The sequence below is a fragment of the Streptomyces qinglanensis genome (genome assembly GCF_900111245.1).
Taxonomy (GTDB): domain Bacteria; phylum Actinomycetota; class Actinomycetes; order Streptomycetales; family Streptomycetaceae; genus Streptomyces; species Streptomyces qinglanensis.
The window spans coordinates 359,670-375,662 of sequence record NZ_FOGO01000003.1; the positions used below are offsets into that span (position 1 = coordinate 359,670).

At 72.4% G+C, this 15,993-nt stretch carries 14 protein-coding genes; 8 read left to right on the top strand and 6 right to left on the bottom strand.

Features of this window, described 5'->3' with window-relative positions; genetic code table 11:
- Nucleotides 1–170: 170 nt before the first annotated feature.
- Nucleotides 171–986: an SGNH/GDSL hydrolase family protein gene (locus BMX65_RS08675; RefSeq protein ID WP_074999576.1), complete on the bottom strand. Its 816-nt coding sequence runs from the start codon at nucleotides 984–986 to the stop codon at nucleotides 171–173.
- 75 nt (nucleotides 987–1,061) lie between these two features.
- A complete protein-coding gene (locus BMX65_RS08680; RefSeq protein WP_074999577.1) occupies nucleotides 1,062–2,579 on the bottom strand; it encodes a SulP family inorganic anion transporter in 1,518 nt (505 codons plus the stop codon).
- Between the two features lie 437 nt (nucleotides 2,580–3,016).
- On the opposite strand from BMX65_RS08680, the gene BMX65_RS08685 reads away from it, so the two are divergent.
- The 3 genes from BMX65_RS08685 to BMX65_RS08695 all read left to right on the top strand — a co-directional run bounded on the left by BMX65_RS08685 (nucleotide 3,017) and on the right by BMX65_RS08695 (nucleotide 4,682).
- Nucleotides 3,017–3,739, top strand: coding sequence for a spermidine synthase family protein (locus tag BMX65_RS08685; RefSeq protein WP_074999578.1), 723 nt, complete (start codon nucleotides 3,017–3,019; stop codon nucleotides 3,737–3,739).
- Nucleotides 3,740–3,884: 145 nt separating this feature from the next.
- Nucleotides 3,885–4,079, top strand: coding sequence for a DUF1059 domain-containing protein (locus tag BMX65_RS08690; RefSeq protein ID WP_074999811.1), 195 nt, complete (start codon nucleotides 3,885–3,887; stop codon nucleotides 4,077–4,079).
- Between the two features lie 297 nt (nucleotides 4,080–4,376).
- The gene (locus BMX65_RS08695) at nucleotides 4,377–4,682 is read left to right on the top strand and encodes a hypothetical protein (protein ID WP_239501897.1); all 306 of its coding nucleotides are present in this window, start codon (nucleotides 4,377–4,379) and stop codon (nucleotides 4,680–4,682) included.
- Between the two features lie 286 nt (nucleotides 4,683–4,968).
- Here BMX65_RS08695 and BMX65_RS08700 read toward each other — a convergent pair whose 3' ends face one another.
- The 3 genes from BMX65_RS08700 to BMX65_RS08710 all read right to left on the bottom strand — a co-directional run bounded on the left by BMX65_RS08700 (nucleotide 4,969) and on the right by BMX65_RS08710 (nucleotide 7,998).
- Nucleotides 4,969–5,946, bottom strand: a complete 978-nt coding sequence (locus BMX65_RS08700) for a DUF5996 family protein (protein WP_074999812.1) — start codon at nucleotides 5,944–5,946, stop codon at nucleotides 4,969–4,971.
- 208 nt (nucleotides 5,947–6,154) lie between these two features.
- Complete coding sequence (locus tag BMX65_RS08705) at nucleotides 6,155–6,769, bottom strand: suppressor of fused domain protein (protein ID WP_143081825.1); 615 nt, start codon at nucleotides 6,767–6,769, stop codon at nucleotides 6,155–6,157.
- 116 nt (nucleotides 6,770–6,885) lie between these two features.
- Entirely contained in the window at nucleotides 6,886–7,998 is a 1,113-nt protein-coding gene (locus BMX65_RS08710) for a LacI family DNA-binding transcriptional regulator (RefSeq protein ID WP_074999581.1), read from the bottom strand.
- A 272-nt stretch (nucleotides 7,999–8,270) separates the two neighbouring features.
- Here BMX65_RS08710 and BMX65_RS08715 point away from each other — a divergent pair, with 272 nt between their 5' ends.
- From BMX65_RS08715 to BMX65_RS08730, 4 genes are all read left to right on the top strand, one after another.
- The gene (locus BMX65_RS08715; RefSeq protein WP_074999582.1) at nucleotides 8,271–9,599 is read left to right on the top strand and encodes an ABC transporter substrate-binding protein; all 1,329 of its coding nucleotides are present in this window, start codon (nucleotides 8,271–8,273) and stop codon (nucleotides 9,597–9,599) included.
- Nucleotides 9,580–10,575, top strand: a complete 996-nt coding sequence (locus BMX65_RS08720) for a carbohydrate ABC transporter permease (protein WP_177214219.1) — start codon at nucleotides 9,580–9,582, stop codon at nucleotides 10,573–10,575. Before BMX65_RS08715 ends, BMX65_RS08720 begins: the two co-directional genes overlap by 20 nt.
- A 10-nt stretch (nucleotides 10,576–10,585) precedes the next feature.
- Nucleotides 10,586–11,482, top strand: a complete 897-nt coding sequence (locus BMX65_RS08725; protein WP_074999813.1) for a carbohydrate ABC transporter permease — start codon at nucleotides 10,586–10,588, stop codon at nucleotides 11,480–11,482.
- Between the two features lie 180 nt (nucleotides 11,483–11,662).
- A complete protein-coding gene (locus BMX65_RS08730) occupies nucleotides 11,663–13,108 on the top strand; it encodes a GH1 family beta-glucosidase (protein ID WP_074999584.1) in 1,446 nt (481 codons plus the stop codon).
- Between the two features lie 70 nt (nucleotides 13,109–13,178).
- Here BMX65_RS08730 and BMX65_RS08735 read toward each other — a convergent pair whose 3' ends face one another.
- On the bottom strand, nucleotides 13,179–14,084 hold the full coding sequence (locus BMX65_RS08735) for a phosphatidylinositol-specific phospholipase C (protein WP_074999585.1): 906 nt from the start codon (nucleotides 14,082–14,084) through the stop codon (nucleotides 13,179–13,181).
- A gap of 276 nt (nucleotides 14,085–14,360) precedes the next feature.
- Between BMX65_RS08735 and BMX65_RS08740 the strand changes: the two genes are divergently transcribed.
- Nucleotides 14,361–15,980: an MFS transporter gene (locus BMX65_RS08740; protein ID WP_074999586.1), complete on the top strand. Its 1,620-nt coding sequence runs from the start codon at nucleotides 14,361–14,363 to the stop codon at nucleotides 15,978–15,980.
- The last annotated feature ends 13 nt before the right edge of the window (nucleotides 15,981–15,993 follow it).

Sequence of the window (15,993 nt, forward strand, 5' to 3'; positions counted from 1 at the left end):
CATGGTCACCGCTCCCTTTCGCTCGTTCCCGGTGGGTACAGGTGCGTACCGGAACACAGGAGTACCCCGGTGTCCCGTACTCCACCTCTGACCCGGTGCGCTGATCCGCACACCCGCCGCTCTCCCGCCTCTCCCGCCTCTCCCGCCTCTCCCGCCACAGCGGACGCGGGCTACCGGTCCGAGGCGTGCAGCGGGAGCAGATCGGGCCGCTTGGCCTGGACATGATCACCGGAGGACTCGCCGCGCAGCCGGCGCCCGATCCACGGCAACAGGTACTGGCGGGCCCAGTACAGGTCGTCCCGCCGCGAGCCGGGCGCGGCCACGGCCTCCGGCCAGGGCGCGTCGGAGCCGGTGGGCGGATGGAGGCCCAGCACTTCGGCGCACCGCGCAGCGACCCGACGGTGCCCCTCGGGAGAGAGGTGCAGGCGGTCCTCGTCCCACGCCCTGCGGTCCTGGACCGCCCGCAGCGACCACAGGTCGAGCACCGGGCAGCCGTGCCGGTCGGCGATCGCGCGCAGGTGCCCGTTGTACGTCGCGATCCTGCCGCGCAGATGGCGCAGCAGGGGGAACTCGCGGGTGTCGAAGCCCGTGCAGACCACCACGGTGCCGACGGACGGGAGGAGGTCGGCCAGCGCGGACTCGTACCGGGCGGCGAGGGCGTCCGGGTCGGAGCCGGGACGCAGGACGTCGTTCCCTCCCGCGCAGAACGTCACCAGATCAGGGGCGAGTTCCGCGGCCCGGGGCACCTGTTCGGTGACGATCTGGTCCAGCAGGCGGCCGCGCACGGCCAGATTGGCGTAGCGGAAGGCGCTCGGGTCCCGTTCCGCCAGGAGCACGGCGAGCCGGTCGGCCCAGCCGACGAACACTCCGTCGCTCCCGGGGTCGCCGACCCCTTCGGTGAAACTGTCCCCGATCGCCGCGTAGGAGGCGACAAAGGGCGCCGTATCCGATGACCACTTTTCTGCCGCACCTGTCACGATATGCATTTCATCAGGGCGGATGGGCGCGTCCTCACGCGGGGTCCGGTCGCCGGGCGCCCGCCACGGGGCGCCCGGCGGCGGTCAGTGGGCCTCGGTGAGCTGCCCGGCGAGACGCTCGTGCATGTCGGCGCTGTGCTCGTTCAGGCCGGTGATGGTGACCTTCTTGCCGTATCCGGCGTACTTGGTCTGTATCCCGTCCAGTGCGGCGACGGAGGAGGCGTCCCAGATGTGCGCTCCGGACAGGTCGATGACGATGTCGTCGGGATCGTTCTTGTAGTCGAACTGGTAGACGAGGTCGTTGGAGGAGGCGAAGAAGAGCTCTCCGGTGACCGAGTAGACCGCCTGTGTCCCGTCGGGGTCCGTCACGCTGGAGACGTTGACCAGGTGGGCGACGCGCCGCGCAAAGGCGATCATGGCCACGACCGAGCCGACCACCACACCGATGGCCAGGTTGTGGGTGGCGATCACCACGATCACGGTCACCACCATCACCACGGTCTCCGCGACCGGCATCCGCTTGAGCGTCCTGGGCAGCACGGAGTGCCAGTCGAAGGTGCCGACCGAGACCAGGACCATCACCGCCACCAGTGCGGCCATCGGGATGTCCGAGACGATCGGTCCGAAGACCAGGCACAGGACCAGCAGGAAGGCACCGGCCAGGAAGGTGGACAGCCGGGTCCGGGCCCCCGACGCCTTCACATTGATCATCGTCTGGCCGATCATGGCGCAGCCGCCCATCCCGCCGAAGAAGCCCGTGACGATGTTGGCGATGCCCTGCCCCACCGACTCGCGGGACTTGTTGGAGTGGGTGTCGGTGATGTCGTCCACCAGCTTGGCGGTCATCAGCGACTCCATCAGGCCCACCAGCGCCAGTGCCAGCGCGTAGGGCGCGATGACGGTCAGCGTGTGCAGGGTGAAGGGCACGTCGGGCAGACCGGGCACGGGCAGCGAGGAGGGCAGCTCCCCCTTGTCCCCGACCGTGGGGACGGCGATCCCGGCGGCGAGGGTCACGACCGTGAGGATGACGATCGCGACCAGCGGGGCCGGGACCACCTTCGTGATCCTCGGGAAGAGCACCATCATGGCCAGACCGGCGGCGATCAGCGGATAGACCGCCCAGGGCACCCCGGTCATCTCCGGCACCTGCGCCATGAAGATCATGACGGCCAGCGCGTTGACGAACCCGACCATGACGCTCCGCGGCACGAAGCGCATCAGCTTCGCGACCCCGAGTGAGCCCAGGACCACCTGGAAGATCCCGCCGAGGATGACGGCGGCGACGAGATAGCCCAGCCCGTACTGGTGGTTGAGCGGGGCGACCACGAGCGCCACCGCACCGGTGGCCGCGGAGATCATCGCCTTGCGGCCGCCGACGAAGCTGATGACGACGGCCATCGTGCAGGCCGCGTAGAGGCCGACGCTGGGATCGACCCCGGCGATGATCGAGAAGGAGATCGCCTCCGGGATCAGCGCCAGTGCGACGACCAGTCCGGCCAGCACCTCGGTGCGCAGCACCTTCGGCGATTCGAGGAAGTCGGGTCGGCGGATCCGCGGCAGGGACGGGCGTGGGCCGGTGGCCGTGGGCGTTTCAGCGGACATGCATCCGTTTCCGTTCAGGCGCACGGCCGGGCCGTACGCGTCGTACGTGCGTGGTCGACTCCGATGCGGAAGGGCGCGTGGCGGGAGGCCCCGTGCTGATCGAGCCGGCTTCCCCGCGCGGTCCCCCGCGCGCCCCTGCTGCACCGGGCGCGCTCCGCACAGCACAGCGCCCCCGGGAGGGCTGACGGCCGAAGCTCGGGCCTGCTGCACCGGAGGCGGTTCGGGAGGGACTTCGGGGAGGGCAGGGACGGCTTCCTGCACCGTCACCGGTCGGTCGGACCGTCGCTGGGCGGCCCGGAAGTCTGTGGGGTCCTCACCGGCCACAGCCTTCGTGGACGGTCTCAGGGCTCTGCGGCGGCGTGCCGCGCGCCCGTACATCGTATCCCAGGGCGCCGGATGATCTCGATCCGCCCTCCGCGCGGGGATAGGTTTGCCCGATGAGCGCGCGATTCGAAGAGCTCGACTGGCAGCCGACGGACCTGGGGGAGATCAGTCTGCGGCGGCGCCGTGACCCGTCCTCCGGGGCGGACGTGTACGAGGTCAAGCTCGATGACGACTTCCTCATGTCCAGTCTCTTCACCGAAGGAGAGGTGGCACTCGCCCGGCTCGGCCTGGCCGCGGCGTCCGGGGACCCGCTGGACGTCGTCGTGGGCGGACTCGGTCTGGGCTGGACGGCCGAGGCCGCGTTCCAGGACCCGCGGGTGCGCTCACTCCTGGTGGTCGAGGCGCTCGAGCCGGTGATCGGATGGCACGAGCGGGGACTGGTGCCGGCGAGCGCCCGACTGGTCCCGGACACCCGGTGCCGCCTGGTGCACGGTGACTTCTTCGCGCTCGCCGAGGACCCGCGGGGCTTCGACCCCGACTCCGCGCACCGGCGCTTCCACGCCGTCCTGCTGGACATCGACCACTCCCCGCGGCATGTGCTGCGGCCGGGCAACGCGGCGCTGTACGAGCCTGCCGGACTGCGCCGGCTGGCCCGCCACCTGCACCCCGGCGGGGTGTTCGCGCTGTGGTCCGACGACCCGCCGGACGAGCGCTTCCTCTCCGCGCTGGGTGAGGTCTTCCAGGACGCCGAGGCGCACACCGTCCGGTTCGACAACCCGGTGCTGGGCGGCACCTCGGCCAACACGGTCTACACGGCACGCACTCCGCAGCCGTGAGGCACCGTTCCGCCCCCGTCGCGTCCGCGAGGCCGGGCCGTCACCCGCGGACGCCCGGTACCGAAGGGGTTTGCCTGCCGCGGTCCGCCGCGCGACGCTGGAGACGAGAGGTATCCGGCACCCGGATCGAAGGAAGGTGCCTGTGATGCGCAAGGTTGCGGACTGCAGGGATTACCCGAGCGAGTCGAACTGCACCCTCACCATCGCCGGGGAGGAGGACGAGGTGGTCCGGGCAGCGGCCGAACACGCGGCCTCCGTCCACGGCCACACCGACACCCCGGAGCTGCGCGAAGAGGTGCGGAGCATGCTCAAGGACGAGAGGACGCCGCAGACGGCCTGACCGTCCGCTCCCCCGCACGACCCGTCATCGGGGACCCGCATCCCGGGTCCCGACGGCCGGTCGGGTCATGCGCACCGCCCGCTGCCAGGCGGCAGGCCGGGGCGGCGCCGTGAAGTTCCGCCTTCCGTACCGAGGCGGCGGGCCGCGTCGCGACCCGCTCCGCGACCCGCTCCGCGACCCGCTCCGCGGGGCATCCGCGTCCCGGCACGGGGGTGCGATCGGGCGAAGCATGGGGGTGCGGACGGCGTCAGCCGTGGCCGTGCGTCGGCCCCGAACGGCGGCGCGTACGCTGGACATATGTCTGACCCGAAACAATCCGAGCTCGACACCCTGTACGCGGACGCCGACGCAGGTGTGCAGGAAGCTCGGCAGCGCGTGCGCGACGCATCGGTAGGCAAGGACAGCGCCAGGCTGGACACCGCGCTGGACGAGCTGGAGGCCGCACTGGCGCACCGGGAGGCGGCACGGCTCCGGACGCGGGAAGACGCCTGGATCCTCACCGCGCTCGGCGCGGCCAACGCCATCGACCCGGAGTTCCACGGAGCCGACGCGCCGCAGTCGTCCGACGCGGACTCCGGCGGGGAGCCCCCGCTCGCCGGCTGAGCATCCTGCGCCCGGCGTACGTCCTGCCCCGAAGCCCAGCCGCACCGGCCGGAACCGTACCGGCCCCGGCTGCGGTTGCGGTACGGGCTGCCCGCGATGGCCGGCATTCCCGCGCGCTGACCGGCATTCCGCCGGCAGCCCGCACCGGAGCGGGGTAGCGCGGAGAAGCGCCGGATGCCGCCGGGACGGCGGCGAACTGCAGCGCAGATGGAACCCGTCCGGCGCGGGGGCACCTGGCGGTTCCTCCGCGCCGGACGGGAGCTGCTGCACGGCACCGGACTGCGGGTCAGCCGGACCGCCCCTCCATGGACATCGACCGCTCCTGCGCGTCCCAGCGGTGCGGATCGTCCTCGAGTTCGGCGCGATTCCAGTCGCCGTGCACGGCCGCCGCCTCGTAGGTGGTCTGCAGGAAGTCGGTCAGCGCCCGGTCGGGCTCGGGGTCGGTGCGGACCACCTCGTACGGGAGCAGGAACTGGCCGTTCTGCTCGCTGTAGAAGGCGCCGCCGGGAAGTACGGGATGGTCCCGGAAGCCGTCCGGCTCAGGGTAGGCGTAGGCGTAGAACGCCCCTTCCTCACCGCCGCCGGGCCAGAAGCCGCAACTGCTCAACTCCCGTGAGTAGCCCTCCAGCATCACCCAGTCCCCGCAGTGCGGCGCGCCACCCGGGTGGGGCGGGGCCGAACGGCCCGAGAACCGGGTGCAGGCCAGATCCATGGCACCCCAGAAGAAGTGCACGGGGCTGACCTTGCCCACGAACCGCGAGCGGAACTCCCCCAGGACGCGCTGCGCCTGGAGGAGCTGGCGCCAGTAGAGCTGGGCGGCTTCCGGGTCGTAGGACGCGTGCACGGTGTCCTCGGGGAACGGGATCGCCTGCTCCACCTCGTTGGGGCGGGGCTGGATCGGCGTGCGGACTCCCACCTCGTGCAGGGCCCGCATGGTCTCCTCGTAGAACTGCGCGACCGGTTTCGCCTCCAGGCGCACCCGGCGCGTGGCTCCGTCGCTCGTGCGGATCCGCAGGGAGTGCTCGACGAAGTCGAATTCGATGTCGAACGCTCCGGTGCCGTGCGGGATCGTGGAGGTCGTGAGGCCGCTGGGGGTGACGTAGAGCGTCACCTGCCACCAGTGGTTGACCAGGGGCGCGTGGGCCAGGCGGATCTTGCCGATGATCTGGGTCCACATATGGAGGGTGTCCCGCGTCCCGGTCCAGTCCGCCACCCGGAGCCGGGGCCACGCGCCGCGGCTGTGCGACGTCGTCAGCTCTGTCATCGCCACCTCCTCGCCGGGTTCGGCGTTCTCCACCGATGGTGGGTCCGGTCCGCCGGGCCCACAACTCGGGGGACCAGGGCGGCGGCGCCGAGCGGGCCGTCAGCGCGCCACGCCGTGTGACACCCCGGTGACGATGCGGGGCCGGGCGCCGAGCGGCCAGATGCGCGAGCGAGCGCGAACCAGGCGAGCTGCCGGACTTCCCGCGGTGTCAGCCCTGTCCACTGCGGGGGGCCGGAGCCGGGCGGCCGGCTCCGGGCGGTGCGAAGATGTCGCGGCTGTCGAGCAGACCGCTGAAGAACGTCTCGGGGCGGGTGGTGCGCGCTCGTGCGTGTTCGGCCGGGCTGATCGGCACGGCGTTGACGAGGCGCACCGGCTCCACGCGGGTCTCCACGGCGGCGCGCTGTTCCCGCGTCCAGGGGCCGGCCAGGAAGACGCTGCGGCAGCCGGGGAAGGCGGGGATCTCGTCCTCGAAACCGACCAGTTCGCCCCAGCCGAGCGGTTGGCCGCGCGTCCACGGGTAGGCGGCCAGGTTCGCGAGCCGCACGGCCAGGCGCTGTTCGACATCCCGCTCCAGCGGTCCGCGCCGGAACAACCGCAGTTCGGCGCGGCCGCCCGGCCCTCCGTCCCGTGGCGGCATGGGGTGGGCCGACATACCGACCGTGGCCAGGGCCGTCGTCGCGGCCGGACCGCCCGCACGGTAGAACATGACGTCGAGGCGCTGCAGGGGCTGCGGGCCGTCGTCGAAGGTGACGCCGTCGTCCTCCACGCCCAGCTCGTCGCGCAGAGCGTGGAAGACGTCGCGGAGTATCGGTGGCGCGGGCACGGCCGCGAGCCTACCGGTCGGCCCGGACACCGGTGTGCGTCACTCCGCTCGGTGAACGGTTCGCCCCGGGCCTGCGGTGGGGCGGTGGCCGGACACCGCCCCACCGCGGCGGGGGTTCAGGAGGAGCTGCGCCGGACCAGCTCGGTGGGGAGCACCAGGCGGGGCTGCTGCTCGGCACCGGCGGTGCCGGACGGGGTCCGCGGGGGGTCCTCCCGGGCACGTGCCATCAGGTCGAGCAGCATCCGGACCATGGCGCGCCCCATCTCTTCGATGGGCTGCCGCACGGTGGTCAGCGGCGGATCCATGTGCCGCGCGACGGCCGAGTCGTCGAACCCGACGAGGGCCACGTCCTCGGGGACCTTTCGCCCGGCTTCGCGCAGTGCAAGCCGGGCTCCGGCGGCCATCACGTCCGAGGCGCAGAAGACCGCGTCCACCTCGGGGTCGCGGGCCAGCAGTTCCCGCATGGCGCGGTGACCGCCCTCCTCGGTGAAGTCGCCCTGCACGACCAGGGGGCCGTCCGCGGGAAAGCCGCCGTCGTCCGCGTCCGGCGGCGCGCTCTCCAGCCCGGCCGCGCGGAGCGCCGCGTGGTAGCCCGCCAGGCGGCAGCGGGCCCCGTAGATGTCCGGTGGCCCGGTGACGGTGGCGACCTTCCGCCGCCCGCGGCCGAGCAGGTGCTCGACGGCGAGCTGGGCGCCGAGGAGGTTGTCGGAGTCCACGTAGGGCAGCTGCTCGGCATGGGAGCGGCGGCCGCCGAGCACCGCGGGCATGCCGACCTCCCGCAGCAGGTCGGGCAGCGGGTCGTCGCCGTGCACGGACACCAGCAGGACGCCGTCCACCCGGTGCGCCGCGGCGTACTGGGCGAAGCGCTCGCGTCCGCGCTGGTCGCGGATGAGGGTGAGCAGGAGCTGCATGTCCGTGTCGCCGAGTTCGGCGCTGACCCCGCGCAGGATCTCGGAGAAGTAGGGCTCGGCGAACAGGCGGTTCTCCTGTTCCGGGACGACGAGCGCGACGGCGTCCATGCTTCCGGCCGCCAGTGCCCGCGCGGCGCGGTTGGGGACGTAGCCCAGTTCCGCCACGGCGGCCTGGACCGCGCTGCGGGTGCGTTCGCTGACCCGGGGGGAGCCGTTGATGACGCGGGAGGCGGTTCCCCGCCCCACGCCCGCACGCGCGGCGACCTGTTCCAGGGTCGGCCCGGATTTCCCGGCGCCGTCCGCGCGGGCTGCTGGCATGGACGCGTCCTCCTTGTTCCCGTGCCCTGCGGGTGCCCGGTCCGCCACCTGCCGGGCGGCCGACTCGCCGCCGTGCGGCGGGACACCACCCGTGGGCCGGTCCCACGTGTCGGGCCCATTCAACTACATCCGCCCGCTCCCGGGCCCGGGAGCGCTCCCTTGTCAGATCCCTTGACGCGGCTCTGTTCCTCGCACATGCTGCAACGCATCGATGGGAGCGCTCCCATTTCAGCGCTTCCCGCTTTCGCAGGTCCGGGAGGGACGGCACAGCCATGCGTACGACCAGGAAGAGAACCACGGGGCGACCGCTGCGCAGCGGGCCCCTCGCCTGCGGCCTGGCGGCCGTACTGGGGGCGGGCGCGCTGACCGGGTGCGCCCAGGACAGCGGCGGCTCCGGCGGCGGGGACGGCAGGACCACCCTCTCGGTCGGGGTGTTCGGGGTCTTCGGCTACAAGCAGGCCGGCCTCTACGACGCGTACGAGAAGCTCCACCCGGACATCCGGATCAAGGAGAACTCCACCGAGCGGAACGAGGACTACTACCCGGCCCTGCTCAACCACCTGTCGGCCAACAGCGGACTGAGCGACATCCAGGCCGTCGAGGTCGACAACATCAACGAGGTCGCCGGACTGCACGCGGACAAACTCGTCGACATGGCGAAGGCCGAGGGGGTGCGCAAGTCCGACTGGCTCGACTGGAAGTGGAACCAGGCCAAGGCCGACAGCGGCCAGGTCGTGGGCCTGGGCACGGACATCGGCCCGATGGGCGTCTGCTACCGCAAGGACCTGTTCGCCAAGGCCGGACTGCCCACCGACCGCGAGAAGGTCGGCGAGCTGTGGCAGGGCGACTGGTCGAAGTATGTCGACGCCGGTGAGCGGTACATGAAGTCCGCGCCGGAGGGCACCGCCTTCATGGACGGCGCCGCCGGCCTCTACAACGGCGCGGTCTCCAGCTATCCGGTCAAGTACTACAGCGCCGACGGCAAGCTGGTCTACAAGAAGAGCGAGGGCGTCCGGGAGTCCTGGGACCTGGCCATGCGCGCGATCGAGGGCGACATGACCGGCAAGCTCAAGCAGTTCGACAAGGAGTGGGACCAGGGCTACGCCAACGGGGACTTCGCCAGTGTGGTCTGCCCGCCCTGGATGCTCGGCTACATCAAGGAGAAGGCCGGGGACAAGGGCGCGGGCAAGTGGGACGTGGCCGCGGCGCCCAGGCCCGCGAACTGGGGCGGCTCGTTCCTGACCGTCCCCAAGGGCGGCAAGCACCGCGAGGAGGCCGTCGAGCTGGCCACGTGGCTGACCGCACCCGAGCAGCAGGCCAAGCTGTTCGAGAAGCAGGCCAGCTTCCCCAGCTCGCCGGCGGCCTACGCATTGCCCGAGGTCAAGGCCGCGAAGCACCCGTACTTCGACGACGCGCCCATCGGGAGCATCTTCTCCGAGGCCGCCGAGGGCATCCCCACCACTCCGCTCGGGCCGAAGGACCAGGTGATCAAGACGACGATCTCCGACATCGGCATCCTCCAGGTGGAGCAGCAGGGCAGGAAGCCCCGGGAGGGCTGGGACGCCGCGGTGAAGAAGATCGATGACGTCGTCGAGGACTGAGCCGCTCCCCCGCGTGCGGGAGGCCGGGTGCCCCGTCCCGGCGGACGGCGGCCGCGAGCGCTCCCCGGAGCGCCGCGGCCGGCGGCGCCACCGGTGGGACGCCCGGTTCAGCCCCTACGCGTTCGTCGCGCCGTTCTTCGTGTTCTTCGCGGCGTTCGGCCTCTTCCCGCTGCTGTACACGGGCTGGGCCTCGCTGCACAAGGTCTCGCTGCACGACCCGACCCGGATGGAGTGGGTCGGGCTGCACAACTTCTCCAGGCTGCTGGAGGACGACTTCTTCTGGAACGCGCTGCGCAACACCCTGACCATCGGCGTCCTGTCCACCGTGCCGCAGCTCCTGATGGCCCTGGGGCTGGCCCACCTGCTCCACTACCGGCTGCGCGGGTCCACCTTCTTCCGCGTCGCGATGCTCACGCCCTACGCCACCTCGGTGGCCGCCGCGACGCTGGTGTTCACGATGCTCTTCGGCCGCGACTACGGGATGATCAACTGGGGTCTCGGACTGCTCGGCATCGAGCACATCGACTGGGAGAACGGCACCTGGACCTCCCAACTGGCCGTCTCCTCCATCGTCGTGTGGCGGTGGACGGGCTACAACGCGCTGATCTACCTGGCCGCCATGCAGGCCGTCCCGGACGACCTCTACGAGTCCGCGGCGCTGGACGGGGCCAACCGCCGGCAGCAGTTCCTGCACGTCACGATCCCCGCCCTGCGACCGACGATCCTGTTCACGGTCGTCGTCTCCACCATCGGCGCCACCCAGCTGTTCGGGGAACCGCTGCTGTTCGGCGGCTCGCAGACCGGCGGCGGTTCGCACCAGTACCAGACGCTGGGGCTCTACCTCTACGAGCAGGGCTGGTTCGACTTCCAGCTCGGCCGGGCCTCCGCCATCGCCTGGACGATGTTCCTGCTCCTCGTCGTGATCGGCCTGGTCAACTGGCTGATCGCGCGACGCCTCAACAGCACCGGCAAGTGAAGGGATGGACATGCTGCCGACGACGGCCCGGCGCCGCGCCCGCGGAGCGGGCACCGGGGCGGCCCCCCGCAGGGCAGGCAGTGCCGGACGGCACCTGCACGCGGGACGGCTGACCTACGGCATCCTGCTGCTCTTCACCGCCGGTTCGCTCTTCCCGCTGATCTGGACGGCGATCGCCGCCTCCCGCAACAACCAGCGGCTGGCCGAGACGCCGCCGCCGTTCTGGTTCGGCGGCAACCTGTTCAGCAACATGGCCACGGCGTGGCAGGACGCGAACATGGGCAAGGCGCTGCTGAACACCACCTTCGTGGCCGGCAGCATCGCCCTGAGCACGGTCGTGTTCGCCACCCTGGCCGGCTACGCCTTCGCCAAGCTCCGCTTCCGCGCGAAGAACGCGCTGCTGATGACGGTGATCGGCACGATGATGGTGCCGCCGCAACTCAGCGTGGTGCCGCTGTTCATGGCGATCGCCGAACTGGAGTGGACCAACCAGCTCCAGGCGGTGATCCTGCCGATGATGGTCAACGCCTTCGGCGTCTTCTTCATGCGCCAGTACCTGGTCCACGCGCTGCCGACGGAGCTGATCGAGGCCGCGCGCGTGGACGGTGCGCACAGCCTGCGCGTCGTCTGGCACGTGGTCTTCCCCGTGGCCCGGCCCGCGATGGCCGTACTGGGGATGCTGACCTTCGTGCTGGCCTGGAACGAGTTCTTCTGGCCGATCATCGCGCTGACCCAGGACAACCCCACCGTGCAGGTCGCCCTGACCGGCCTGGGGCGCGGATACATCCCCGACGAGTCGGTCATCATGGCCGGCGCCCTGCTGGGGACCCTGCCGCTGCTGCTCGCCTTCACCGTGTTCGGCAAGCAGATCGTCGGCGGCGTCATGCAGGGAGCCGTCAAAGGCTGACCCGAGACCGTGCGCGACGGGCCGTGGGACCCGGCCGCACGGACCGGAGGCGTGCGGGAGGCCGTGTGGGGCGGCCTCCCGCACGGCTCCACCACCCCGCACCACCCCGCACCATCCCGCACCATCCCGCAGCACCACGAGTCAGGGCACAGCCGTGCCCGCAACCCCGGGAGCGCACCCATGACATCCGTACAGGCCGGTCCGGCGACGGACACCACAGCCCCGCTCCGCTTCCCGAGCGGCTTCCTGTGGGGCGCCGCCACCTCCGCGTACCAGATCGAAGGCGCCGTACGGGAGGGCGGACGGACCCCGTCCATCTGGGACACCTACTCCCACACCCCCGGCCGGGTGGCCGGCGGCGACACCGGGGACGTGGCCTGCGACCACTACCACCGCTACCGGGAGGACGTGGCGCTGATGAGCGAACTGGGCCTGGGCGCCTACCGGTTCTCCGTCTCCTGGCCGCGGGTCCAGCCCACCGGGCGCGGCCCCGCGGCGCAGCGCGGGCTCGACTTCTACCGGGCCCTGGCCGACGAGCTCCTCGGCGCGGGCATCACCCCACTGCTCACCCTCTACCACTGGGACCTGCCGCAGGAGGTGGAGGACGAGGGCGGCTGGCCGGCCCGGGAGACCGCCCACCGCTTCGCGGAGTACGCCGGCCTGGTCGCCGAGGCGCTCGGCGACCGGGTGGAGATGTGGACCACGCTCAACGAGCCGTGGTGCAGCGCGTTCCTCGGCTACGGGTCCGGGGTGCATGCGCCCGGCCGCACCGACCCGGTCGACGCGCTGCGGGCGGCGCACCACCTCAACCTCGGGCACGGGCTGGCCGTCCAGGCGCTGCGCGCGGCCCTCCCCGACTCCGCGCAGGTCAGTGTGAGCCTGAACCCGGCGGCCGTGCGCCCGCGTACCGGCACCCCGGCCGACCGCGACGCGGCCCGCCGCATCGACGCGCTGGCCACCCGGGTCTTCACCGGACCGATGCTGCACGGCAGGTACGACGCGGACCTGCTGGAGGACACGGCGCAGCTCACCGACTGGGCCTTCGTCCAGGACGGCGACCCGGCCCTCGCCCGCCAGCCGCTCGACGGGATCTGCGTGAACTACTACACGCCGACCGTCGTCTCCGCCGCCCCGGCCGGCACCGAACCCGAGCGCAACGACGGGCACGGCGGCAGCGCGCACTCCCCCTGGCCGGGCGCCGACCGGGTCGCCTTCCACCAGCCGCCGGGCAGCCGGACGGCGATGGGCTGGAGCATCGACCCCGGCGGTCTGACCGAGCTGCTGCTCCGCTTCCACCGGGAGTCACCCGGGACGCCGCTGTACGTGACCGAGAACGGGGCCTGCTACCCCGACGCGCCGGACGCCGAGGGCCGCCGGTTCCACGACCCGGAGCGGCTGGACTACCTGCAGCGCCATCTGCGGGCCGTGCACCGGGCCGTCGCGGAGGGCGCCGATGTACGGGGCTACTTCGCCTGGTCGCTGCTGGACAACTTCGAGTGGGCCTGGGGCTACGACAAGCGGTTCGGACTGGTGCACGTCGACTACCCGACGCAGCGCCGCACTCCCAGGTCCAGCGCCGCCTGGTACGCGCGGGTGGCCCGCTCGGGGGAGCTGCCGCGGGAGTGAACCGCACCGCGTGGCGGCCGCACCCGCGGGGAGCGCCGGAGGCAGGCCGCCGCTCTCCGCGGGACGGGGATCAGCTCGTCGGGTTGTGCGCGAGGACGGCGTCGAGGAGCCCCGGCTCGGACTGCGGAAAATCCATCGGAATGATGCCGAGGCCGGTCCGCCCGGCCATTCCGGAGCCGTCGAGGAACTTCCGCACCTGCGGGTTGAGCCGGTCCGCGTTCCAGGCGGGCGGCAGCCCGGCGGCCGTACTCGTGAAGTTGACGTACCAGGGGCCGGGTTCGTCAGCCGCCTGGCGGAACTGCTCGGTGATCCTGTCCCACTTGGCGAACGGCTCGGCCTGGTAGTCGTCCTGGACGTCGAAGAGCTCCGGGTCGGCCCAGCGGACGCCGGGCAGACCGCCGTTGTCGGCGAGGACCACGACCTTGCCGCGCGCCTCGCCCAGGGTGGGCGGCGTGCTGTCGAGCCGCAGGAGGGAGCGCCATCCCTTCTCGTCCAGGTACACGTCGAAGATCCGGCGGAACTCCGCGTCGTCGACCGACGAGTACTCCTGCTTCACCCGCATCAGAACCGTCTCACCGGGATGCTCGGCGAGGAAGTCCCGGCAGGCGATGAGCACGTCACCGAACATCAGATGCTGGTAGAACGCCCCGTGGTGGATGGCGAACACCCCGTCGACGGCCCGGCAGCGCACGTCCAGGAACCGGACGCCGGCATCCAACTGCTCGCCGATGGGCGTGTCCTGGCACTCCACCCAGGCGCCGCCGTGCCGCGCCCCGGAATCGTGGCTGCCGGGGATGGTCAGCGAGCGCAGCGGGGTGGCGGCCGGCAGTGGCGCCATCCAGTCCTGCGGGGCGGGCCGCCGCCGGGAGCGCGCCCGCGCCCCGCTCTGCGCCACCGCGACGCCGCCGGCCCCGGAGGCCAGCACCCCGGCCGCCGGGAGTACGGCCGCGCTCCTGAGAAATCCCCGCCTGTCCATGTCCGAACTCCCCCGTCGGTCCGCGTCGATGTCCGCGCACATCATGGTCGAGCGGGCGGGGCGGCGGAAGGGCGTCCCGGGAGTGGTGACCGTTCACCGGCACCTCTGTGACGGGTCCACGACATCACGACATGGCGTCGGAGTGTCCGCGGCCACCGGCCGGCCGGACGCACCGTGCGCGGTCGGCCAGCGCCGGGGCGCCTGACCGGGAACCGCCGCCACCCGCCGTACGATCACCGGGACGGCAGGCGGGGACAGGGAGTCGGGAGAGGGACCATGGAGGCGCACCAGGAGACCGCACCCGGCACCGTCCCCTTCCGGTCGGCGACCGGCAGGTGGGTGCTCGTGGCGACCGTCCTGGGCTCGGCCATGGGCTTCCTCGACGCCACCGTCGTCAACGTGGCGCTGCCCGTGATCGGGCGGGAACTCGGTGCCGGTGTGTCGGATCTCCAGTGGGTACTCGACAGTTATCTGCTCACGCTCGCCGCGCTCATCCTGCTCGGCGGGTCCCTCGCGGACCGCTACGGGCGCAGGCGCGTCTTCACCCTGGGCGTGGTCTGCTTCGTCGTCCCCTCCGTGCTGTGCGCGGTGGCGCCGACCGCCGGGGTCCTCATCGTCGCCAGGGCGCTGCAGGGCGTCGGCGCGGCGCTGCTCACGCCCGGCAGCCTGGCCATCATCCAGTCGACCTACCGCTCCGCCGACCGCCCCGTGGCCATCGGCGCCTGGTCCGCGCTCACCGGGGTGGCCTCGGCGCTCGGGCCGATCGTCGGAGGCTATCTGATCGACGCCTTCTCCTGGCGGTGGATCTTCCTGATCAACGTGCCGATCGGGCTGTTCGTCCTGGCGGCCACCGTCCACCGGGTCCCCGAGAGCCGCGACCCCGGCGCGACCGGACGGCTGGACCTGCGCGGCGCCGCGCTGGCCACGGCCGGGCTGGCCGGGGTCACCTACGCGCTGATCGAGGGACCGCGCGGCCAGGCGGCCGGCTGGCTGACGGCGACCGCCCTCGTCCTCGGCGTCGCCGCGCTCGGCGGCTTCGCCCGGACCGAACGCCGTGCGCCGAGCCCGATGCTCCCTCCGGGGGTCTTCACCGCACGCCAGTTCCTCAGCGCGAACGCCGTGACGTTCGTGGTGTACGCGGCGCTGGGCGGGGTCTTCTTCCTCCTCGTCGTGTTCCTGCAGACCTCGCTGGGCTACACCCCGCTGTACGCCGGAGCGGCCTCCCTCCCGGTGACGCTGCTGATGCTGGCCCTCTCCTCGCGGGCCGGAGCGCTGGCCCAGCGCATCGGCCCGCGGCTGCCGCTGACCGTGGGCCCGCTGCTGCTGGCCGCGGGAATGCTGCTGATGCTGCGCATCCCGGTGGGCGAGGGCGGCGTGGGCAGCTATGCGGCCTACGTGCTGCCGGCCGTGCTCGTCTTCGGCTTCGGGCTGGCCACCACGGTCGCACCGGTGACCGCGACGGCCCTGGCCGCGGCCCCTTCCGAACACTCCGGGGTGGCCTCGGGCGTGAACAACGCCGTCTCCCGGGTCGCCCAGCTCACGGCAGTCGCCGCCCTTCCCGTCGTCGCCGGTATCGGCGGCAGCGACTTCCAGGACCCGCGCGCCTTCGCGGACGGCTTCCGCACCGCCATGCTGATCACCGCGGCGCTCGCCGCCGCCGGAGGACTCCTGGCCTTCCTCACGATCCGCAGCGACGTGCTGGCGCCCCCGCCGGTGCCCGAGGCAGCCGCCGGGGAGCCGCACCCCGCACCTGCCGCGGAACCCTGCCCGTACGAGTGCCCGCTGGCGGGCACCCCACTCCGGCCGGCCCCCTCCCCGTCCACGACAGAGCGGAGCGGCCCCCCTCCCGGGCCGGGGCAGTCGGACTCCGCACCGCCGGGCTCCGCACCGTCCTAGGGGTGGTCCGGCC

Coding starts and splice junctions, on each gene's coding strand:
- BMX65_RS08690 (WP_074999811.1), top strand. CDS start 3,885: ATGCGCAAGGTTGCGGACTGCAGGGATTACCCGAGCGAGTCGAACTGC.
- BMX65_RS08730 (WP_074999584.1), top strand. CDS start 11,663: ATGACATCCGTACAGGCCGGTCCGGCGACGGACACCACAGCCCCGCTC.
- BMX65_RS08700 (WP_074999812.1), bottom strand. CDS start 5,946: ATGACAGAGCTGACGACGTCGCACAGCCGCGGCGCGTGGCCCCGGCTC.
- BMX65_RS08695 (WP_239501897.1), top strand. CDS start 4,377: ATGTCTGACCCGAAACAATCCGAGCTCGACACCCTGTACGCGGACGCC.
- BMX65_RS08680 (WP_074999577.1), bottom strand. CDS start 2,579: ATGTCCGCTGAAACGCCCACGGCCACCGGCCCACGCCCGTCCCTGCCG.
- BMX65_RS08675 (WP_074999576.1), bottom strand. CDS start 986: ATGCATATCGTGACAGGTGCGGCAGAAAAGTGGTCATCGGATACGGCG.
- BMX65_RS08735 (WP_074999585.1), bottom strand. CDS start 14,084: ATGGACAGGCGGGGATTTCTCAGGAGCGCGGCCGTACTCCCGGCGGCC.
- BMX65_RS08685 (WP_074999578.1), top strand. CDS start 3,017: ATGAGCGCGCGATTCGAAGAGCTCGACTGGCAGCCGACGGACCTGGGG.
- BMX65_RS08725 (WP_074999813.1), top strand. CDS start 10,586: ATGCTGCCGACGACGGCCCGGCGCCGCGCCCGCGGAGCGGGCACCGGG.
- BMX65_RS08720 (WP_177214219.1), top strand. CDS start 9,580: ATGACGTCGTCGAGGACTGAGCCGCTCCCCCGCGTGCGGGAGGCCGGG.
- BMX65_RS08710 (WP_074999581.1), bottom strand. CDS start 7,998: ATGCCAGCAGCCCGCGCGGACGGCGCCGGGAAATCCGGGCCGACCCTG.
- BMX65_RS08715 (WP_074999582.1), top strand. CDS start 8,271: ATGCGTACGACCAGGAAGAGAACCACGGGGCGACCGCTGCGCAGCGGG.
- BMX65_RS08740 (WP_074999586.1), top strand. CDS start 14,361: ATGGAGGCGCACCAGGAGACCGCACCCGGCACCGTCCCCTTCCGGTCG.